Origin of the sequence: Salmonella sp. SAL-020, from assembly GCF_017372215.1 — a bacterium.
In the GTDB taxonomy this organism is placed as follows: Bacteria; Pseudomonadota; Gammaproteobacteria; order Enterobacterales; family Enterobacteriaceae; genus Salmonella; species Salmonella enterica.
This window is the reverse complement of record NZ_CP071690.1, coordinates 1,388,449-1,408,644: the sequence shown is the minus strand read 5'-3', so window position 1 is coordinate 1,408,644 and position 20,196 is coordinate 1,388,449. Positions and strand designations below refer to the sequence as shown.

16 protein-coding genes and 6 tRNA genes are annotated in these 20,196 nt (G+C 51.6%); 13 read left to right on the top strand and 9 right to left on the bottom strand.

Annotation, left to right across the window (positions count from 1 at the left end):
• Position 1: 1 nt before the first annotated feature.
• On the top strand, positions 2-1,393 hold the full coding sequence (pgtP, locus tag J1G48_RS06630; protein ID WP_000955739.1) for a phosphoglycerate transporter PgtP: 1,392 nt from the start codon (positions 2-4) through the stop codon (positions 1,391-1,393).
• A gap of 274 nt (positions 1,394-1,667) precedes the next feature.
• On the opposite strand, the gene J1G48_RS06625 is transcribed toward pgtP, so the two are convergent.
• Positions 1,668-1,910 (bottom strand): YfdY family protein, encoded by a 243-nt coding sequence (locus J1G48_RS06625; RefSeq protein ID WP_000639889.1) that lies wholly within the window; start codon positions 1,908-1,910, stop codon positions 1,668-1,670.
• A 521-nt stretch (positions 1,911-2,431) separates the two neighbouring features.
• On the opposite strand from J1G48_RS06625, the gene lpxP reads away from it, so the two are divergent.
• Together lpxP and ypdK are read left to right on the top strand one after the other, a co-directional pair.
• Complete coding sequence (gene lpxP, locus J1G48_RS06620) at positions 2,432-3,352, top strand: kdo(2)-lipid IV(A) palmitoleoyltransferase (RefSeq protein WP_000484430.1); 921 nt, start codon at positions 2,432-2,434, stop codon at positions 3,350-3,352.
• A 402-nt stretch (positions 3,353-3,754) separates the two neighbouring features.
• A complete protein-coding gene (gene ypdK, locus J1G48_RS06615) occupies positions 3,755-3,826 on the top strand; it encodes a membrane protein YpdK (protein ID WP_010723117.1) in 72 nt (23 codons plus the stop codon).
• A gap of 49 nt (positions 3,827-3,875) precedes the next feature.
• Here the strand turns inward: ypdK and alaC are convergent, their stop codons facing one another.
• Both alaC and glk read right to left on the bottom strand, forming a co-directional pair.
• Positions 3,876-5,114 (bottom strand): alanine transaminase, encoded by a 1,239-nt coding sequence (alaC, locus tag J1G48_RS06610; RefSeq protein ID WP_000763118.1) that lies wholly within the window; start codon positions 5,112-5,114, stop codon positions 3,876-3,878.
• A gap of 722 nt (positions 5,115-5,836) precedes the next feature.
• Positions 5,837-6,802, bottom strand: a complete 966-nt coding sequence (glk, locus tag J1G48_RS06605; protein ID WP_000170380.1) for a glucokinase — start codon at positions 6,800-6,802, stop codon at positions 5,837-5,839.
• A gap of 203 nt (positions 6,803-7,005) precedes the next feature.
• On the opposite strand from glk, the gene J1G48_RS06600 reads away from it, so the two are divergent.
• Entirely contained in the window at positions 7,006-8,241 is a 1,236-nt protein-coding gene (locus J1G48_RS06600) for an ion channel protein (protein ID WP_000468920.1), read from the top strand.
• A gap of 19 nt (positions 8,242-8,260) precedes the next feature.
• Here the strand turns inward: J1G48_RS06600 and J1G48_RS06595 are convergent, their stop codons facing one another.
• Positions 8,261-9,913 (bottom strand): alpha-keto acid decarboxylase family protein, encoded by a 1,653-nt coding sequence (locus tag J1G48_RS06595; protein ID WP_001180860.1) that lies wholly within the window; start codon positions 9,911-9,913, stop codon positions 8,261-8,263.
• 179 nt (positions 9,914-10,092) lie between these two features.
• Between J1G48_RS06595 and mgrA the strand changes: the two genes are divergently transcribed.
• Complete coding sequence (gene mgrA / locus J1G48_RS06590; protein ID WP_000640293.1) at positions 10,093-11,091, top strand: L-glyceraldehyde 3-phosphate reductase; 999 nt, start codon at positions 10,093-10,095, stop codon at positions 11,089-11,091.
• Positions 11,092-11,204: 113 nt separating this feature from the next.
• On the top strand, positions 11,205-11,531 hold the full coding sequence (gene ypeC, locus J1G48_RS06585) for a DUF2502 domain-containing protein YpeC (RefSeq protein ID WP_000490091.1): 327 nt from the start codon (positions 11,205-11,207) through the stop codon (positions 11,529-11,531).
• Between the two features lie 60 nt (positions 11,532-11,591).
• Here ypeC and J1G48_RS06580 read toward each other — a convergent pair whose 3' ends face one another.
• Positions 11,592-12,833, bottom strand: coding sequence for an Nramp family divalent metal transporter (locus J1G48_RS06580; RefSeq protein ID WP_000131732.1), 1,242 nt, complete (start codon positions 12,831-12,833; stop codon positions 11,592-11,594).
• Between the two features lie 342 nt (positions 12,834-13,175).
• On the opposite strand from J1G48_RS06580, the gene nupC reads away from it, so the two are divergent.
• Positions 13,176-14,378: a nucleoside permease NupC gene (gene nupC, locus J1G48_RS06575; protein ID WP_000376346.1), complete on the top strand. Its 1,203-nt coding sequence runs from the start codon at positions 13,176-13,178 to the stop codon at positions 14,376-14,378.
• Between the two features lie 52 nt (positions 14,379-14,430).
• On the opposite strand, the gene J1G48_RS06570 is transcribed toward nupC, so the two are convergent.
• From J1G48_RS06570 to J1G48_RS06560, 3 genes are all read right to left on the bottom strand, one after another.
• Positions 14,431-16,620, bottom strand: coding sequence for a sensor domain-containing phosphodiesterase (locus J1G48_RS06570; RefSeq protein WP_001112944.1), 2,190 nt, complete (start codon positions 16,618-16,620; stop codon positions 14,431-14,433).
• Between the two features lie 190 nt (positions 16,621-16,810).
• Positions 16,811-16,886, bottom strand: a tRNA-Ala gene (locus tag J1G48_RS06565).
• Positions 16,887-16,928: 42 nt separating this feature from the next.
• Positions 16,929-17,004: transfer RNA gene (locus tag J1G48_RS06560), tRNA-Ala, on the bottom strand.
• Positions 17,005-17,225: 221 nt separating this feature from the next.
• Between J1G48_RS06560 and J1G48_RS06555 the strand changes: the two genes are divergently transcribed.
• Both J1G48_RS06555 and J1G48_RS06550 read left to right on the top strand, forming a co-directional pair.
• Positions 17,226-17,588 (top strand): YfeC-like transcriptional regulator, encoded by a 363-nt coding sequence (locus J1G48_RS06555; RefSeq protein ID WP_000472034.1) that lies wholly within the window; start codon positions 17,226-17,228, stop codon positions 17,586-17,588.
• A 1-nt stretch (position 17,589) separates the two neighbouring features.
• On the top strand, positions 17,590-17,982 hold the full coding sequence (locus J1G48_RS06550; RefSeq protein ID WP_000826514.1) for a YfeC-like transcriptional regulator: 393 nt from the start codon (positions 17,590-17,592) through the stop codon (positions 17,980-17,982).
• Positions 17,983-18,035: 53 nt separating this feature from the next.
• On the opposite strand, the gene gltX is transcribed toward J1G48_RS06550, so the two are convergent.
• Positions 18,036-19,451, bottom strand: coding sequence for a glutamate--tRNA ligase (gltX, locus tag J1G48_RS06545; protein ID WP_000695626.1), 1,416 nt, complete (start codon positions 19,449-19,451; stop codon positions 18,036-18,038).
• 258 nt (positions 19,452-19,709) lie between these two features.
• On the opposite strand from gltX, the gene J1G48_RS06540 reads away from it, so the two are divergent.
• From J1G48_RS06540 to J1G48_RS06525, 4 genes are all read left to right on the top strand, one after another.
• Positions 19,710-19,785 (top strand) — tRNA-Val (locus J1G48_RS06540).
• Positions 19,786-19,830: 45 nt separating this feature from the next.
• Positions 19,831-19,906, top strand: a tRNA-Val gene (locus J1G48_RS06535).
• 41 nt (positions 19,907-19,947) lie between these two features.
• A tRNA-Val gene (locus J1G48_RS06530) sits at positions 19,948-20,023 on the top strand.
• A 4-nt stretch (positions 20,024-20,027) separates the two neighbouring features.
• A tRNA-Lys gene (locus tag J1G48_RS06525) sits at positions 20,028-20,103 on the top strand.
• Positions 20,104-20,196: the final 93 nt, after the last annotated feature.

The window sequence follows — 20,196 nt, the reverse complement described above, 5'->3', positions numbered from 1 at the left end:
CATGTTAACAATATTAAAAACAGGGCAATCGGCGCATAAAGTCCCACCGGAAAAAGTCCAGGCCACATATGGTCGATATCGTATACAGGCATTGTTAAGCGTATTTCTGGGATATCTCGCTTACTATATAGTCAGAAACAATTTCACATTATCGACGCCTTATTTAAAAGAGCAATTGGATCTCAGCGCTACGCAAATCGGCCTGCTGAGTAGCTGTATGCTTATTGCTTACGGAATCAGTAAAGGCGTAATGAGCAGTCTGGCGGATAAAGCCAGCCCAAAAGTCTTCATGGCGTGCGGTCTGGTACTCTGCGCGATTGTTAACGTTGGGCTGGGATTCAGTAGCGCATTCTGGATATTTGCCGCTCTGGTGGTCTTCAATGGCCTTTTTCAGGGCATGGGCGTCGGCCCCTCGTTTATTACTATTGCAAACTGGTTCCCTCGTCGGGAACGCGGACGCGTAGGCGCCTTCTGGAATATCTCGCATAACGTTGGCGGCGGGATCGTCGCGCCTATCGTCGGTGCGGCTTTTGCGATATTGGGCAACGAACACTGGCAAAGCGCCAGTTATATCGTTCCGGCCTGCGTCGCCGTCATTTTTGCCTTAATTGTTCTGGTCTTGGGAAAAGGTTCGCCACGCGAAGAAGGTCTTCCCTCACTGGAACAGATGATGCCGGAAGAAAAAGTCGTACTGAAAACGAAGAATACGGCAAAAGCGCCGGAAAATATGAGCGCATGGCAAATCTTCTGTACTTATGTGCTGCGCAATAAAAATGCCTGGTATATTTCGCTGGTGGATGTCTTCGTCTATATGGTGCGGTTTGGCATGATTAGCTGGTTGCCTATCTATCTGTTGACAGTAAAACACTTTTCAAAAGAACAGATGAGCGTCGCGTTTCTCTTTTTCGAGTGGGCGGCGATTCCCTCCACGCTACTGGCAGGCTGGCTGTCAGATAAACTGTTTAAGGGCCGCAGAATGCCGTTAGCCATGATTTGCATGGCGCTGATTTTTGTCTGTCTGATCGGATACTGGAAAAGTGAATCTTTGCTGATGGTAACGATTTTCGCCGCCATTGTAGGTTGTCTGATTTACGTCCCGCAGTTCCTCGCGTCCGTACAGACAATGGAGATAGTCCCCAGCTTTGCCGTAGGTTCCGCCGTCGGTTTACGTGGGTTCATGAGCTATATTTTCGGCGCCTCGTTGGGCACCAGCCTGTTTGGTGTAATGGTGGATAAACTTGGCTGGTACGGCGGATTTTATCTTCTGATGGGCGGCATCGTGTGCTGCATTCTATTCTGTTACCTCTCCCATCGCGGCGCGCTGGAACTGGAACGCCAGCGCCAGAATGCGTTACATAATCAGGACTCACTGCAGCTTGCGGACGCGCAATAAACGATTAGCCTTCCCGGGGAACAGAAGCGCCGACATTGTCGGCGCTATCTATTCGCTGACATCGTGTATACCCAAAATAATTCGAGTTGCTTAAAAGCGGCAAGGGAGTGAGTCCCCAGGAGCATAGATAACGATGTGACTGGGGTGAACGACAAATCTGCCGGGAACAGATTTGAACGTCGCGTGCGACGGCCGTCAGGGCGAGGCCCATCGATGGGCCGAGTAATCCGTAGCCAACACATCAGCAACTTGAAGTATGAAGGGTATGTACTGACTAACGCTTACCGTATCCCACCATAAAGCGAATAATTAACCCACATGCCGGTGCGAGAAAAAGCAATAATCCGCTAACGATGTCATCGCCATCCTGCAACCATACATTGAGTAAATAAATCAGCGCGGCAAGGATAACCATTCCCGTAAAAGAAGAAACCGCAGAAAAAGCCCCCATCACCTGACCGATATAGCCACTCACGGCAAGTATACTTATTGCAAGAAATGTCCATAAATAGATCATCTATAATACCTCCTGTCTATGGCAAGGCTTCCATATAGCCTTACGGTCCCTCTCACTTCTCCTTTAAGATAAACCTTATCAGCCCGTCATTTCCATAACATTTATCTCACATTTTATTTTTTTAATCATTTTTCAATGACCTTCGTCTGAAATAAAATTATCACTGTAAAAACAATGCATTAAAAATAATGATTAGCTTATTTTTGCTACGGGAGAAATATTTACGCTTCTTGATAAAGAATTTCTGGGCGCGAGTAAATAACTGGTGGTACATTAGCCTGCCTGGCGTTCATGCCCTCGTGGTTTAGTACTGACTTAGTTTTACACTCCTTACGGGAACCATTGTCGTACATGATGGCCTAACTATACGTAAATCATTCAAGTTACCCTGATGAGCTTACTCAAGTAAGTGCTTCGGATAAGCTAACGCAACTTGAAGGATGATGCGTATTTCAGAGTGTACCGCTGCGGATAATGACTCTTCTGCGATACATTATTTTCGTATCTACAGAAGGTATTTTATGTTTCCTCAAAGCAAATTTTCACGCGCGTTTTTGCACCCGCGCTACTGGCTGACGTGGTTTGGCGTTGGCGTCCTCTGGTTACTGGTGCAGCTTCCCTACCCGGTTTTGCGTTTTCTGGGCACCCGCACCGGTAAACTGGCGCGCCCCTTCCTGAAGCGACGTGAGTCAATCGCCCAGAAAAATATTGAACTCTGTTTTCCGACCCTCTCCCGGGAAGAAAGGGAAAAACTGATCGCCGAGAATTTCCACTCTCTTGGCATGGCGCTGCTTGAAACGGGCATGGCCTGGTTCTGGCCTGATAACCGGGTTCGCAAATGGTTTGATGTGGACGGGCTGGACAACCTTACCCGTGCGCAGGAGCAAAATCGCGGCGTAATGGTCGTTGGCGTGCATTTTATGTCGCTGGAATTGGGAGGCCGGGTAATGGGTCTCTGCCAGCCGATGATGGCGACCTATCGTCCGCATAACAATCCGCTCATGGAGTGGGTGCAGACGCGCGGTCGTATGCGCTCAAATAAAGCGATGATCGGCAGAAACAATCTGCGCGGCATTGTGGGCGCGCTAAAAAAAGGGGAAGCCGTTTGGTTTGCTCCCGACCAGGACTACGGCCCTAAAGGCAGCTCCTTTGCGCCATTTTTCGCGGTTGAAAACGTCGCCACCACCAACGGCACCTATGTACTGTCCAGGCTGTCTGGCGCCGCCATGTTGACCGTTACAATGGTAAGGAAATCCGATAACTCGGGTTATCGTCTGTATATTACCCCTGAAATGGAAGGTTACCCGGCAGATGAAAATCAAGCCGCTGCCTATATGAATAAAATTATTGAGAAAGAGATCATGCGCGCCCCGGAGCAATATCTCTGGATCCATCGCCGTTTCAAGACTCGCCCGTTGGGGGAAGCGTCACTCTACATCTGAAAAAGGCCGCAAGGCCTTTTATTTTGGCATTTCGCATTGTCATAATATTCATATCGTAAATTACTCATTCCTGCTTTTAGCGATAAATCTCCTGTTTACAGGCGATTTTTTACTGTGTCGGCGGCGTCGCTCAATAGCGATTCATCACTGTCAGAAATTAAACTGTCGCCGATTCCCGACACTTGTAAGTTACTAAAAGTAAATAAGAAAATGCCTCTTGTTTCACCTCATTTTTAGGCGTACATTAGCGCCGTCTGGAGCGATGACGCGCAGAATTCTGAGGTGATGCAGGCGGTAGAAACACGAATAATTCTCAATTTCGTATTGTCCGGCATCAACTCTCTATAATCAGGTAAGTGTAAGTTCATTTAGGCGTACGACAGGTACGCGGAGAGATGAAACGTGAAATATTTCTTTATGGGCATTTCATTTATGGTCATCGTTTGGGCCGGTACTTTCGCCCTGATGATTTAAAAGTACAATGCAAAGAAAAACAGGAGCCATGGGGCTCCTGTTTGCTTTTCTACTCCGTGCTCGCTTCAACGGGTTTTGGATGTGACGGCAGCACGCCATCGGCGCGGAACATCGCTTTAATCCCTCTGACGGCCTGGCGAATGCGGTCGCGATTCTCTATTAATGCAAAGCGTACATGGGTGTCGCCATAATCACCAAAGCCTATCCCTGGAGAAACGCAAACCTTCGCCTCATTCAGCAGCTTCTTGGCAAACTCAAGCGATCCCATCGCCGCATATTGCTCCGGGATTTTCGCCCAGACGTACATTGAGGCTTTCGGCATTTCAACCATCCAGCCCGCCTCATGCAGCCCCTTCACCAGCACATCGCGACGACGTTTATACTGCTCGGCGATATCGCGCACGCACTGCTGATCGCCTTCCAGAGCGGCGATAGCCGCCACCTGAAGCGGGGTAAAGGTGCCATAATCGTGATAACTTTTAATGCGCGCCAGCGCGCTGACCAGGGTTTTATTGCCCACCATAAACCCAATACGCCAGCCCGCCATATTATAGCTTTTCGACAGCGTGAAAAATTCAACCGCCACGTCGCGCGCGCCGGGCACCTGCATAATGGATGGCGCTTTCCAGCCGTCGTACACGATATCGGCATACGCCAGATCGTGCACCACCAGCACATCATAACGTTTAGCCAGAGCGACCACTTTTTCAAAAAATTCCAGTTCGACGCACTGGGCCGTAGGGTTAGACGGAAAACCCAAAATCATCATTTTCGGTTTCGGATAACTTTCGCGAATAGCGCGCTCCAGCTCGTTGAAGAAATCCACTCCCTCTACCAATGGAACCGAACGCACCTGCGCCCCGGCGATAACGGCGCCATAGATATGAATCGGGTAACTGGGGTTCGGCACCAGTACCGTATCGCCATGATCCAGCGTCGCCAGCATTAAATGCGCCAGTCCCTCTTTGGAACCGATGGTCACAATCGCTTCGGTTTCCGGATCGATATCGACATCATAACGTTCCTGATACCAGTGAGAAATCGCGCGGCGTAAACGCGGTATGCCGCGGGACGTGGAATAACCGTGCGTATCCGGACGCTGCGCGACGGTGCAAAGTTTTTCGACAATGTGGGGAGGGGTTGCGCCATCAGGATTACCCATACTGAAATCAATAATATCTTCACCGCGCCGACGCGCAGCCATTTTGAGTTCAGCGGTGATGTTAAAAACATAGGGCGGAAGGCGATCGATACGCGTAAAGCGACGTTCAGGGCGGAAGTCAGCCATAATATCCTCAGATTAACGTTAGCGCCCGGACCGTCCGAGCGACGCTGCCACGATGGTGGCTCCTTTAGAAAATAGCCTGAAAATTTTCTTCCTGTCGAGAGGCTAATGAAAATATTTTTTAGCGACGAAAAAAGAGGAACAAGCGTAAAAATTTACCTTTTAAGCATGTCAGTTATAGCATCAAACAAATCATATTATTAACAACTTGATATCATTGAATTTACCTAATGTGTTACAGCCGACGATAATTTCCTGTCAATAAACCTTATCTCAAATAATCCCCTTTTGATTTTGTGGTTTTTCCTCTTTAATCAAAACCCTTACTAACGCTAAAGGTATTCAATCATGTCATATTGCGGTATTTTTCAGGGACATTTCCCCGAAAATGAGGATCCTTTCCAGCAAGATGCCGCGATGAAACCGTAAATAAGGCAGCGAACCGGATACGTATAGTAAAATAAATCCCTGTTTTCGCCTGACTAACCGCCATGACGTGATGACTCAACGCGCTGGTGTTTGACCTTTCGCTCAGCAAGAGTAAAGTGAAATAATTCAGTCAGTTGAAGCATTCATGCACAGGAAAGGCAATGAAAAAAACCGCGTGAGGCACGCGGTTTGAGACTGACAAGAGAATGATTAATTGCCTGATGACGCTGCGCTTATCAGGCCTACAGATGACACACTTTTGTAGGCCGGATAAGGCGTTTATGCCGCCATCTGACTTATAGAATATGGCCTAATGTCTGGCGCAGATGCGCGCCGGAGCCTAACAAGCCAGGGTTATCATGGACAATCAGATAGACCGGAATACCGTGTACATAATCTTTAAAGCGGCCTTTATCTTCAAAGCCACCACGGAAGCCGGACGCTTTAAAAAATTCCAGGAAGCGCGGGACAATACCGCCAGCGATATAAACGCCGCCAAATGTCCCCATGGTTAACGCCAGATCGCCGCCAAATCGCCCCATGATGACGCAAAAGAGCGACAACGCGCGGCGACAATCGATACAGCTATCCGCCAGGGCGCGTTCGGTAATATCTTTCGGGCGCAGATTTTCCGGCAGACGGTTGTCGGACTTAACAATCGCCCGGTAAAGATTCACCAGCCCCGGGCCAGACAGCACGCGCTCGGCGGAAACGTGGCCAATTTCGGCGCGCAATATTTCCAGAATCATAGCTTCTTCTTCGCTATTAGGCGCAAAATCGACATGCCCGCCTTCGCCCGGAAGGCTAATCCAACGCTTATCCACATGCACCAGATGTGCCACGCCCAAGCCGGTTCCCGCGCCATACACCGCAATAGGTTTGCCGTCTACCGGTTCGCCGCCGCCGAACTGAATTAAATGCTCTTTTTTCAGCATCGGGATCGCCATCGACACGGCGGTGAAATCGTTGATGATTTCCAGATGGCTAAAGCCGAGATTTTTTTTCATTTCCGCAATAGAAAAAGCCCAGGTATGGTTAGTCATCGCTACCCAGTCACCGGTAATCGGGCAGGCTATGGCGATACAACCATCTTCCACGCTGACGCTATGCTCATCGAGATAAACGCGCACCACGGCCTCAAGACTGGGATAATCCAGGCCGGAATACGTTTTGGCCTGCGAGATTTCTCCACTGGCGATATCACACAGGGCAAGACGCGCATTCGTGCCGCCTACATCTCCTACTAAAGCATACTTTGTCATTCTTCTACTGCTCCGCTAAAGTCAAAATAAGTCTTTGTCACACTGTAAATTCATGGGGGCATAACAACAACGGCCATCAGGCTGACTGCCTATAAATATAGATCTTCATCACAGAATTACTTTCTTGTTTCAGCACCAATTGCAGCAATGCCGTCGGGCAGGCTGTGCAAAATAGGTATACGACCCCGTGTAAGGAAGAGATTATGTTCCACCCGCGTGCCCGAACGATGCTGCTGCTGTCGCTCCCCGCGCTGATTATTGGCGTAGCGTCAAGCCTGGTTTTAATCGCTGCGATGAAAGTCGCGTCGGTTTTTCAGCAATTTCTTTGGCAACGACTGCCCACCAGCATCGGCATCGCTTATGATTCGCCGTTCTGGATAGTGGGTATGCTCACGCTAACCGGGATCGTGGTGGGTTTGATTATCCGTTACAGTCCCGGACACGCTGGCCCCGATCCGGCCATCGAACCGTTAATCAGTATGCCGGTCTCGCCATCTGCGCTACCCGGGCTGCTTCTCGCCTTAATCATCGGCCTTGCTGGTGGGGTAAGTTTGGGGCCAGAGCATCCGATAATGACAATAAATATCGCGCTGGCGGCGGCTTTCGGCTCCCGCCTGTTTCCGCGTATCACGGCGTTAGACTGGACGATTCTGGCCTCAGCGGGCACCATCGGCGCGCTGTTCGGCACGCCCGTCGCCGCAGCGCTGATTTTTTCGCAAACACTTAGCGGCTCTAACGATATTCCCATGTGGGATCGCCTGTTTGCGCCGTTAATGGCGGCAGCGGCGGGGTCACTCACCACCAGTCTGTTCTTTCATCCGCATTTTTCGTTACCCATCGCCCATTACACGCAGATGCGGCTGGTGGACATTGCCAGCGGAGCGATCGTCGCGGCGATCGCCATTGCCGCCGGGATGGTCGCCGTCTGGTGCCTTCCGCGTCTGCATGAGTTGCTGCACCGCCTGAAAAATCCGGTCCTGATTCTCGGCATTGGCGGTTTTATACTGGGCATCCTGGGCGTCATTGGCGGGCCGCTTACCCTGTTTAAAGGCCTGGACGAAATGCAACAAATGGCGTTTAGCCAGACGTTGGGCGCGGGAGATTATTTTACCTTAGCCGTCGTCAAACTCGCCGCGCTGGTCATCGCGGCGGCGAGCGGCTTTCGCGGCGGGCGCATTTTTCCGGCTGTGTTTATCGGCGCGGCGCTGGGGCTCATGCTCCATGCCCATGTTGAGGCCGTACCCGCGGCGATTACCGTCTCCTGCGCGATTCTTGGCTTAGTGCTGGTAGTGACGCGCGACGGCTGGCTCAGTCTGTTTATGGCGGCAGTCGTCGTACCGGATACCAATCTGCTGCCGCTGCTCTGCATTGTGATGCTCCCCGCCTGGCTATTGCTGGCGGGAAAACCGTTGCTGGCCGCCAACCGTCACGAACCCTAATCCGGCGCAGCGGGGGCCATTATCCCCCGTTGCGGGCTTCCAGCGCCCGGGTCACGGTACGCAGTAATTCCGGCAGATCGGCTTTTGGCAACATCACTTCAATAAATGACAGACGTTGTGGGCGCGCCAGACGTTCGAGGACCTCTGCCAGTTGGATAGCCTGCGTCACCCGCCAGCACTCCGCCTGTTGCGCCGCGTTTAGCGCCGGTGGTATCTGCGTCCAGTTCCAGCTCGCGATGTCGTTATACCGCTGGGCCGCGCCGTGAATGGCGCGCTCTACGGTATAGCCGTCATTGTTGAGCAGCAGGATGACCGGCGCCTGCCCGTCGCGTAACATCGAGCCCATCTCCTGAATCGTGAGCTGCGCCGCGCCATCGCCGATAATCAGAATCACCCGCCGATCGGGACAGGCGGTTTGCGCGCCAAACGCGGCGGGCAAGGAATAGCCGATAGACCCCCACAGCGGCTGTACCACAACTTCCGCGCCGTCAGGAAGCGACAGCGCGGCAGCGCCAAAGGCGGCGGTCCCCTGGTCGACAAGGATAATATCGCCGGGTTTGAGATACTGCTGTAAGGTTTGCCAGAAGCTTTCCTGGGTCAGTTCTCCCTTATCAATCCGCACTGGCTGTCCGGCGGAACGCGTCGGCGGCGGCGCAAAAGCGCATTCCAGGCACAGTTCGCGCAGCGTAGACACCGCCTGCGCCATCGGGAGGTTGAACCAGGTTTCGCCGATGCGCGACGCGTAAGGCTGAATCTCCAGCGTGCGTTCCGTCGGTAATTGTTGGGTAAATCCGGCCGTAAGGGTATCGACAAAACGGGTGCCGACGCAGATAACCCTATCGGCGTCCTCTATGGCCTGACGCACTTCTTTGCTGCTGGCGCCAGCGCTATAGGTGCCAACGAAGTTCGGGTGCTGTTCATCAAAAAGCCCCTTCCCCATCAGTAGTGTCGCATGAGCGATGGGCGTTTCCGCCATCCAGCGCTGCAACAGTGGTCGTAAACCAAAACGCCCGGCAAGAAAGTCGGCCAATAGCGCAATACGCCGACTGTTCATCAGGCACTGACGGGCGTGGTAACGAAAAGCCGTCTCCACGCCGCTTTGCGCTTCATGCACGGGCAACGCCAGCGCCTGCGTAGGTGGGATGGCCGTTTTTTTCGCCACATCGGCGGGCAACATGATGTATCCTGGCCTGCGTGCGGCAAGCATTTCACCCAACACGCGGTCAATCTCGAAACAGGCGTTCTGTTCATCTAATATTGCGCTGGCAGCGGATATCGCCTGACTCATGCGATAAAAATGACGAAAATCGCCGTCACCGAGGGTATGGTGCATCAATTCGCCACGCTGCTGCGCAGCGCTACAGGGCGCGCCGACGATATGCAAGACCGGGACATATTCCGCGTAACTGCCCGCGATACCGTTAATAGCGCTAAGTTCTCCCACGCCAAAGGTGGTGAGTAGCGCTCCAGCGCCCGACATGCGCGCATAGCCGTCCGCGGCATAAGCGGCGTTCAGCTCATTGGCGCATCCCACCCAACGCAGGGTCGGGTGGTCAATCACATGGTCAAGAAACTGCAAGTTATAATCGCCCGGTACGCCAAAAAGATGGCCAATGCCGCATCCTGCCAGTCTGTCCAGCAAATAGTCGGCCACGGTATAGGGGTTTTGCATGACAGCTTTCCTTCTGACGTTGATATTATGTTGAGTATTAAGGAATGCCGATGGCTGTCCAGCACGGTGGGGATGAAAGCCTGGAAAACAATGTTTACAGCGGCAAACAGTAAAAGCCGGATACCGCCTGGCGAGTGTAACCGTATACACTATTTATTCACGCCACAGGGGGAAAGGTCATGATTTATCAGCCCGATGAGAATCGTTATCACACAATGGAGTATCGTCGCTGCGGACGCAGCGGCGTCAAACTTCCCGCTATTTCGCTGGGGTTATGGCACAACTTCGGCGATACGACACGGGTAGAAAATAGCCGGGCGCTGCTGCAACGCGCGTTCGATCTGGGCATTACCCACTTTGATCTCGCCAATAATTATGGGCCGCCGCCGGGCTCCGCAGAATGCAATTTTGGCCGCATTCTGCAGGAAGATTTTTTACCGTGGCGTGATGAATTGATCATCTCCACCAAAGCGGGCTACACCATGTGGGATGGCCCTTATGGCGACTGGGGTTCACGGAAATACCTTATCGCCAGCCTCGATCAAAGCCTGAAACGTATGGGGCTGGAGTATGTCGATATCTTTTATCACCATCGTCCCGATCCCGAAACGCCGCTTAAAGAGACGATGAAAGCGTTAGATCACCTTGTGCGCCACGGCAAAGCGTTGTACGTGGGGATCTCTAACTATCCTGCCGATCTGGCCAGACAAGCTATCGATATTCTGGAGGATCTCGGCACGCCTTGCCTGATTCATCAGCCTAAATATTCGCTTTTTGAGCGTTGGGTAGAGGACGGGCTGCTGGCGCTGTTGCAGGAAAAAGGCGTCGGCAGTATTGCCTTCTCGCCGCTGGCGGGCGGGCAGCTCACTGACCGTTATCTGAATGGCATTCCGGAAGATTCCCGCGCGGCGAGCGGAAGCCGTTTCCTTAAACCAGAACAGATTACCGCCGACAAACTGGAAAAAGTTCGCCGGTTGAATGAACTGGCCGCGCGACGGGGCCAAAAATTGTCTCAGATGGCGCTCGCCTGGGTGCTGCGTAACGATAACGTTACCTCGGTACTGATTGGCGCCAGCAAACCGTCGCAAATCGAAGACGCCGTAGGAATGCTGGCCAATCGCCGTTTTTCGGCGGCGGAATGTGCAGAAATTGACGCTATTCTGGAGGGCCGGTTTTAGCAAAAAATGCTCTCCTTCATGATTTAAGAGTTAAGGCGATGAAACAAATCTTTACTGCTTTGTAATATTGCATTAACAGGCCGGCGACGGCTCGATCGTGAAGGAGAGAAAGTATGTTCAGGTCACTGATTCTGGCGGCAGCCTTGCTGGCTTTTACACCGCTTGCCGCGAATGCGGGCGAAATCACCCTGTTGCCCTCAATAAAATTACAGATTGGCGATCGCGATGATTACGGTAACTACTGGGACGGTGGTCGCTGGCGCGACCGGGATTACTGGCACAACCATTATGAATGGCGTAAAAATCGCTGGTGGCGCCATGACAACGGCTATCATCGCGGCTGGGATAAGCGTAAAGCGTATGAACGCGGTTATCGGGAAGGCTGGCGCGATCGCGACGATCATCGCGGGCGAGGCCGGGGTCACAAACATCATCACTAAGCCTCCTGCTGAATAACAGCCCGATGACGCCCACGCATCGGGCCTGCTATCTTTCTGTCTTTATGACAATCCCATCACCGTTCCAACCAGCAACCAGATATTCAGGGCGACGACCAGCACGACAATTATCCAGCCAATCTGTTTTACTCGCCGCGTGTTCACCAGCTCGCCCATTAGCGTAGCGTTACTGGTGAAAATCAGGAGCGGCACCAGCGCCAGCGCAATACCAAAACTCAGCAGCACCTGGCTCATCACCAGAATTCGGGTAGGGTCCAGCCCCATCAAAATCACAATAAATGAGGGCAGCATGGTAATGCTGCGCCGTACCCACAGCGGAATGTGAAAACGGACAAACCCTTGCATCACCACCTGCCCCGCCAGAGTCCCTACCACGGTGGAGGAAAGCCCTGCCGCTACCAGACTAAGACCAAACACCGTTGCCGCCGCATGGCTTAGTAACGGTTCCAGCGTCAGGTATGCCTGATCGAGGTCGGCGATGCCAGTGTGGCCGCTAAAATGAAACGCCGCCGCGGCGGTCGCCATCATTGCCAGATTGACAAAACCGGCAATCGTCATGGCAATAGCGACATCCCATTTCGTTGCTGAGTACCGTTGTTGCCGCGTTCCGCCGTGCAGATGCTGTGTTAATGACGAGTGCAGATAAATCACGTGCGGCATAATCGTCGCGCCAAGCACGCCGGCGGCTAAGAATACGGCTTCCGGGTTCGGTAGCGCCGGGATAACCATTCCTTTGCCAAGCTGCGCCATATCAGGCTGAGAGAAAAACAGCTCCACAATGTAAGCAGCGGCGACAAAAAGCAGTAAACCGCCGATGACTTTTTCAAGCGGTTTTTGACCGCGGCGTTGTAACATTAAAATCAGAAACGTCGCGATACCGGTCAATACCGCGCCCTGTAATAAAGAGACGCCCAGGATCAGCTTAAAACCTATTGCCGCGCCGATAAATTCAGCTAAATCGGTGGCCATCGCGATGATTTCCGCCTGTACCCAGTAAAACCAGACTACCGGGCGCGGATAATGGTCGCGAATTTGCTCCGCCAGGTTCTTGCCCGTGGCGATTCCGAGTTTTGCCGAGAGGATTTGAATCAGCATCGCCATCAGGTTCGCCCAGACCACCACCCAGAGTAGCTGGTAGCCAAAGCTGGCGCCGGCCTGAATATTGGTCGCGAAGTTACCAGGATCGATATAACCAATCGCGGCAATGAACGCAGGTCCCATTAATGCGAGCCTTAGCTTGCGCGCCGCCCGTCCGCTGCTATTCTCTACGCGATTGTCAGTCATCTTTTGCCTCAAAAACATAGCCTTTGCTATGTTTCATGCTATGTTTATTGATAATGATTATCAAGTGCATTTCAATGGGTACGGGTGATTACTTTGATAGTGTGAAACGATAGACCGATACGATGACGACCTGTATCAGAACAGTTTGGCTTAACATTACAAGATTAGCACACTGATATAACTTTTCATTTTCATATTCAGTACAGTAAAAGTGTATTACAGATCACTAATTTTGAATCTCGTCACAGGTCCTTATTATAGTGTGTGTTGGATCTCGTTTTCTTTACGGCTGTTGCATAGAATGTGCACGAAAATTAAACCTGCCTCATATTTGGAGCAAATATGGACCGCGTCCTTCATTTTGTCCTGGCGCTTGCCGTTGTTGCGGTACTCGCACTGCTGGTTAGCAGCGACCGTAAAAAAATTCGCATTCGTTACGTCATTCAGTTACTTGTTATCGAAGTATTACTGGCCTGGTTCTTCCTGAACTCGGATGTTGGCCTTGGCTTCGTAAAAGGTTTCTCCGAGATGTTTGAAAAACTGCTCGGATTTGCCAACGAAGGGACAAACTTCGTCTTCGGCAGTATGAACGATCAAGGTTTGGCGTTCTTCTTCCTGAAAGTATTGTGCCCGATCGTCTTTATTTCCGCGTTGATCGGTATTCTCCAGCATATCCGCGTTCTGCCAGTGGTCATCCGCGCTATTGGTTTCCTGTTGTCCAAAGTAAACGGTATGGGCAAACTGGAGTCTTTTAACGCCGTCAGCTCGCTGATCCTCGGCCAGTCTGAGAACTTTATCGCTTATAAAGATATCCTCGGCAAAATGTCCCGTAACCGCATGTACACCATGGCGGCGACCGCAATGTCTACCGTTTCCATGTCTATCGTGGGCGCGTATATGACCATGCTGGACCCTAAATATGTGGTCGCAGCGCTGGTTCTGAACATGTTCAGCACCTTTATCGTTCTGTCGCTGATCAACCCCTATGTCGTTGATGCCAGCGAAGAAAATATTCAGATGTCGAACCTGCATGAAGGCCAAAGTTTCTTCGAAATGCTGGGCGAGTACATTCTGGCAGGTTTTAAAGTGGCGATTATCGTCGCGGCGATGCTGATCGGCTTCATCGCGCTGATCGCGGCGCTGAACGCGCTGTTCGCAACAGTTACCGGTTGGTTCGGCTACAGCATCTCTTTCCAGGGCATTCTGGGTTACATCTTCTACCCGGTCGCATGGGTAATGGGCGTACCGTCCAGTGAAGCGCTGCAGGTAGGAAGTATCATGGCGACCAAACTGGTTTCCAACGAATTCGTGGCGATGATGGATCTGCAGAAAATCGCCGCTACCCTCTCTCCACGCGCTGAAGGCATTATCTCCGTCTTCCTGGTGTCCTTCGCGAACTTCTCTTCCATCGGTATTATTGCGGGCGCGATTAAAGGCCTGAACGAAGAGCAAGGCAACGTGGTTTCCCGTTTTGGTCTGAAACTGGTTTACGGTTCTACGCTGGTGAGCGTACTGTCCGCCTCTATCGCGGCGCTGGTACTGTAAGTCTGCGTTTAATGTAGAAACCGGGGAGCTATCCCCGGTTTTTTTATGCCACTTATTTACCTAACGGGCGCGGGCGGCCAATCAGATATCCCTGCAAACTGTGTACGCCAAGCTGCAATAGCAGATCGCGCTGCGCAGGCGTTTCAACAAACTCAGCCACGACGCTCAACGATTTCGCTTTCGCTAAATCAGTGATGGATTTCACGATCATCGCATCCAGGGAGTCCGTCAGAATATCTTTTACGAAACAACCGTCGATTTTAATGATGTCCGCCTTGAGGCGTTTTAGCCGTTCATAGTTTGCATAGCCGGTGCCGAAATCATCAATGGCGATTTTTAGGCCAAACTTACGCAGCTGGTTGATATTGTGCATACTGATTTCGGAATGAGAGAAGGCCTGTTCTTCAGTAATTTCGATGATGACCGAAGCAGGCGGGACGCCATAGCGTTTAAAAAGCTGCATAATGCGCGACGCCGTCTCTTTTTGCAGCAGCGTCAGCGGCATCAAATTAACCGAGAAACGCGCCCCCTGCTCCGCCGAAGGATGCGCGGACAACCATTGCAGGAGCGCTTCCATCACCTGCATATCAAACCGTACGCTCAGGTTAAACTGGGCGATAAGCGGAATGAACTGATTGGGCATCATGATACCGTCGTCGCACCGAAGCCGCGTCAGAATCTCGTCATACCCTTTTCCCTGCGAGTCGCGAATGGGTTGCGCATACAAAACCAGCGCGCCGCGCTCCAGCGCCTGACGGATTTTCTGCAACCGCAGCACCCGTTCCGTCGTCTGCCCGGAAGCGGCTTCAATACTCTGGGTCAGTGCAAGCACCCGACGGTGCGAACAGGATTGCTCCGCCAGCCAGCTTAATTGCCCCAACAGCGGTTGCAAGGTTTCCTGGCGACCATCGAATGTTCCCCACGATGCGCCGTATTCCATGTCCAGACCGGTATTGTTCCAGTAAATTTTGCGGTTATTAAGCACATTGAGCATATATTGCAGGCGGGCTTCCGTCTCCGGTCCCGTCAATACCAGCAATAACTCACTGCCCGGCAGATGGAAAATTTTCTCCTTTTCCAGCAGCAGCGGCTGCAACACGCGAAACACCTCGCGTTCGCAATGCACGCGCATCTGCATACCGTAATGACGGCTCAGAAATTCCAGGTTTTCCATGCGTAGATAACACACGCTTTGCCCGGCATCCTGTAAAAGAAACTGCTCCAGCGCACGCAGGTTAGGCAGTTGCGTCAACGGATCGGTTAATGCCTGCGAGTGCCACTGTCGATTCAACCATTCGCTACGCTGATTAATCCGCGCCATGTACAACAAACAAATACTAAAAGAAATGAGAACTGAAAGGATAAATGCCAGCGAATATTCTGAGCCCACGCCCTGCAGAAAATTGCGGTTATAGCTAAGCAGGAATAGCGCAGTGAGAGCCCAACTAAAATTCAACAGCGGATAGCTGATTTTCCCCACGCCGATGGTAAATCCAATGAACAGAACTGGCACCAGATAGCCAGCAATATACTTTGTCTCGAAAGGCGTACACAGCACCGCTAATAGCGTCGCCAGAGTGGCAAACCAGAGAAGCGTAAACAGGCGTTTTTCTTTGGCGAGATAAGGAGCGACATCCCTCCGCCAGAAAATACGAATATAGTGCGGGCTGACTATCATCCGCAGCGGATAATAGAAAAAGAGGGTAAAAATAAGCGCGGCAGAAATCAGACTCAATAAATCAACAATCGAGAAAATAGCGGTGCCGGTGCCAAAGAAGGTAGAGATTGTCACCGGGAAAGCCAGGTAGTGCCCCGCCAGATGCATACTGATTTTTATGCCAAACGGCGTCATTAACCCTAACCAGAAAACGCGTAGCCAGATGCCTTGGTTGGGTATTCCGTAGCGCCAGCGCGCGCCCAGCTGCCAGCGTACGATAGCGCAAACCAGCAACACGGGAAACGTCTGGCAAAATAGCAGCACCATCGCCTGTGGCAGAGGTAAATGAAAATTCCATTCATTAGTCAACATCATTCCGCCTACCATCGGCGCGACGCCACGGCGGCCAAATAAAAACAGCACGGAAAACATGACGCAGAGCGGTAGCCAGGCCAGAAAGATATAGCTGGAATCAATTGTGGCGCGGGGAGAAATGAGACGAGATAGCAGAATAGCCGGAACGGTCAGGCAGAAGGCCAGTAAAAATATTTTTATATTTTTTAATACGTTACACTTATCCGGCATTGCTTTAATGCTCACATCATTATATAAGGCGCATGAATAATAAGTATATTCGCATTATGAAGCAATCTAACAAAAGCTCATATTGACCGCAAAAGCAGCGGCAAACAAACGCACCTGAAGAGCAGCTCAGAGGCCATAAATTTTGTGACAAAAAGCAAAAACCCCCGCTTTTCAGCGAGGGTTTGAATGTTGGTGGAGCTAAGCGGGATCGAACCGCTGACCTCTTGCATGCCATGCAAGCGCTCTCCCAGCTGAGCTATAGCCCCATAGTGCTTTTACGTATACGCCAAATTTATCGGGAGTAAATTTGGTGGAGCTAAGCGGGATCGAACCGCTGACCTCTTGCATGCCATGCAAGCGCTCTCCCAGCTGAGCTATAGCCCCACTACGTAAAGCTTGTCGAGTTGACGGGCGGCATCATATGAATTCCCTCGGCATGTGTCAACGGCAAAATGAACTTGCCGAATTCAATCGCTGAAAAAGCATTCAAATAAAGGACATTGCGGCACAACTCGCATTCAGTAGTTAAACACGTCACGGTTTCGACTAAAATGGTGCTATAAAATGAACCACTAATTAACCCCACGACTATTCAGGGAATCGTTATGTTCAAGGAACGGATGACGCCAGAAGAACTCGCTAATCTCACCGGTTACAGCCGACAAACCATCAATAAATGGGTACGGAAAGAAGGCTGGGCAACATCGCCCAAACCTGGCGTCCAGGGCGGTAAAGCCCGTCTGGTTCATGTAAACGAACAGGTTCGTGAATATATCCGCAGCGCTGAACGTTCAGTTGACCATCACGCAGACACATTCACGCCTGCCAGCAACGCATCGCTTGAAGCGCTGCTCATGACGCTCGCCAAAGAGATGACCTCATCCGAGCAGAAACAGTTTACCTCTCTCCTCGTTCGTGAAGGGATTACCGGTTTGTTACAACGCTTAGGGATACGCGATAGCAAATAATATGAAAAGATTACGCAGTAAAATGACCACTGAAGAGCTGGCTGAATGCCTCGGCGTGGCCAGACAAACCGTCAATCGCTGGATCAGAGAACAACACTGGAAAACCGAAAAATTTCCCGGCGTCAAAGGCGGACGCGCAAGACTCATCCATATTGATGCCAGCGTGCGGGAGTTTATTCTCAATATTCCGGCTTTTCGCAAACTGCCTGCGTTTTATCAGGCGGAAGAGGCTTTCGCAGAATATGCGAACGCGGCGCACAGTCACGCTTATCGACAAATTATTGATGCCGTTGAAAATATGTCTGCTCAGGAACAGGAAAAACTGGCGCTGTTTTTATCGCGGGAAGGTATTCGCGGATTTCTGACGCGTTTAGGTATCAATGAGGCGGACTAACAAAGAATAAACGGCAGGCGTCTGCCCTGCCGTTTATTCTGTTTCAGCGGGCGTTACTGCTGGCTTTCACGCTCGGCGATAAAGCCCAGCGCTTTGTTGATGCGCTCAATGCTGCGGGTTTTACCAATCGCATGTACGGTGACATCCAGCGCAGGCGACTGCCCGGCACCGGTCACAGCCACACGCAGCGGCATCCCCACTTTACCCATCCCCACTTCCAGCTCATCCGCCGTGGCCTGAATCGCGTGGTGGACGTTTTCTGCTGACCAGTCCGTAATCGCCGACAGCTTGTCGCGCACCACTTCCAGCGGCTGACGCGCTACCGGGCGGAGGTGTTTTTTCGCCGCATCGGCGTCAAACTCGCTGAAGTCTTCATAGAAGTAGCGGCAGCTCTGCGCCATCTCTTTCAGAGTCTTGCAGCGCTCGCCCAGCAACTTCACCAGTTCAGCAAGCTGCGGGCCGTTACGGGTGTCGATATTTTCCTGCTCAATATGCCACTGCAAATGCGTCGCCACATATTCCGGCGCCAGCGTATTGATATAGTGGTGGTTCAGCCACAGCAGTTTATCGGTGTTGAACGCGCTCGCAGACTTGCTCACCGCACCGAGGGAGAACAGCTTGATCATCTCTTCGCGAGTGAAGATTTCCTGATCGCCGCTGGACCAGCCCAGACGCACCAGATAGTTCAGCAACGCTTCCGGCAGATAACCGTCATCGCGATACTGCATCACGCTCACCGCACCGTGACGTTTAGACAGCTTTTTACCGTCGTCGCCGTTAATCATCGACACATGCGCGTACATCGGCACCGGCGCGTTTAACGCTTTCAAAATGTTAATCTGGCGCGGAGTATTGTTGATATGGTCTTCGCCACGAATCACATGGGTAATTTCCATATCCCAGTCGTCCACCACCACACAGAAGTTGTAGGTCGGCGAACCGTCGGTACGACGAATGATCAGATCGTCCAGTTCCTGATTGCTGAATTCGATCGGGCCACGGATCTGATCATCAAAAATAACGGAACCGTCCTGCGGGTTAGCAAAGCGCACCACGCATGGCTCATCGTCGGCATGATGTTCGTAACTGTGACGGCAACGCCCGTCATAACGCGGCTTCTCGCCTTTCGCCATCTGCTCTTCACGCAGTTGCTCCAGACGCTCTTTAGAGCAGTAGCATTTATAGGCTGTTCCCGCCTCCAGCATCTCGTCAATCACCGCGTTATAGCGATCAAAACGTTTGGTCTGGAAATATGGGCCTTCGTCCCATTCCAGGTTCAGCCAGTTCATACCATCCATGATGGCTTCAATGGCTTCCGGCGTGGAACGCTCAAGATCGGTGTCTTCAATACGCAGCACGAATTCACCGCCGTGGTGACGTGCGAAAAGCCAGGAATAAAGAGCAGTACGCGCGCCGCCGACGTGCAGATAACCTGTCGGGCTAGGCGCGAAGCGAGTTTTGATTTTCATGAAATGGCCTTACGTTTATAAAGATGCCGACAACCGGCAAATCCTGGAAAGATGAATAGCCTTGTATTCTATCACTGTGGCTTGATTCCTCAATGTTGATCCGGTCAGAACACTGCGCTTTGCTATTTCCGTATAGAAATCATGCAGCGCGGGGTAATTCACGATCGTTTTGTTTAATTTTACGACGAACAAACAAAAACTTTAGAAAATGCGTTGACTCATTTTCAACTCTCCCTATAATGCGACTCCACACAGCGGGGGTGATTAGCTCAGCTGGGAGAGCACCTCCCTTACAAGGAGGGGGTCGGCGGTTCGATCCCGTCATCACCCACCAACTACTTTATGTAGTCTCCGCCGTGTAGATAAGAAATTGAGAAGTGGGTGATTAGCTCAGCTGGGAGAGCACCTCCCTTACAAGGAGGGGGTCGGCGGTTCGATCCCGTCATCACCCACCACTTTCTCGCCAGCTAAATTTCTTATTGTGAAGTACCGAAGTGGGTGATTAGCTCAGCTGGGAGAGCACCTCCCTTACAAGGAGGGGGTCGGCGGTTCGATCCCGTCATCACCCACCACTTCGGGTCGTTAGCTCAGTTGGTAGAGCAGTTGACTTTTAATCAATTGGTCGCAGGTTCGAATCCTGCACGACCCACCAATGTAAAAAAGCGCCCTAAAGGCGCTTTTTTGCTATCTGCGATATGGAAGATTCGAACCTGCAGCAGGTTCGGGTCTTGCCTGATGCGCTGCG

Bases quoted from the DNA above. Each gene is read 5' to 3' on its own strand.
- nupC (WP_000376346.1), top strand. From the start codon at position 13,176: ATGGACCGCGTCCTTCATTTTGTCCTGGCGCTTGCCGTTGTTGCGGTA.
- J1G48_RS06570 (WP_001112944.1), bottom strand. From the start codon at position 16,620: ATGCCGGATAAGTGTAACGTATTAAAAAATATAAAAATATTTTTACTG.
- J1G48_RS06580 (WP_000131732.1), bottom strand. From the start codon at position 12,833: ATGACTGACAATCGCGTAGAGAATAGCAGCGGACGGGCGGCGCGCAAG.
- J1G48_RS06595 (WP_001180860.1), bottom strand. From the start codon at position 9,913: ATGCAAAACCCCTATACCGTGGCCGACTATTTGCTGGACAGACTGGCA.
- gltX (WP_000695626.1), bottom strand. From the start codon at position 19,451: ATGAAAATCAAAACTCGCTTCGCGCCTAGCCCGACAGGTTATCTGCAC.
- J1G48_RS06555 (WP_000472034.1), top strand. From the start codon at position 17,226: ATGTTCAAGGAACGGATGACGCCAGAAGAACTCGCTAATCTCACCGGT.
- J1G48_RS06550 (WP_000826514.1), top strand. From the start codon at position 17,590: ATGAAAAGATTACGCAGTAAAATGACCACTGAAGAGCTGGCTGAATGC.
- lpxP (WP_000484430.1), top strand. From the start codon at position 2,432: ATGTTTCCTCAAAGCAAATTTTCACGCGCGTTTTTGCACCCGCGCTAC.
- mgrA (WP_000640293.1), top strand. From the start codon at position 10,093: ATGATTTATCAGCCCGATGAGAATCGTTATCACACAATGGAGTATCGT.
- alaC (WP_000763118.1), bottom strand. From the start codon at position 5,114: ATGGCTGACTTCCGCCCTGAACGTCGCTTTACGCGTATCGATCGCCTT.
- J1G48_RS06625 (WP_000639889.1), bottom strand. From the start codon at position 1,910: ATGATCTATTTATGGACATTTCTTGCAATAAGTATACTTGCCGTGAGT.
- glk (WP_000170380.1), bottom strand. From the start codon at position 6,802: ATGACAAAGTATGCTTTAGTAGGAGATGTAGGCGGCACGAATGCGCGT.
- pgtP (WP_000955739.1), top strand. From the start codon at position 2: ATGTTAACAATATTAAAAACAGGGCAATCGGCGCATAAAGTCCCACCG.
- J1G48_RS06600 (WP_000468920.1), top strand. From the start codon at position 7,006: ATGTTCCACCCGCGTGCCCGAACGATGCTGCTGCTGTCGCTCCCCGCG.
- ypeC (WP_000490091.1), top strand. From the start codon at position 11,205: ATGTTCAGGTCACTGATTCTGGCGGCAGCCTTGCTGGCTTTTACACCG.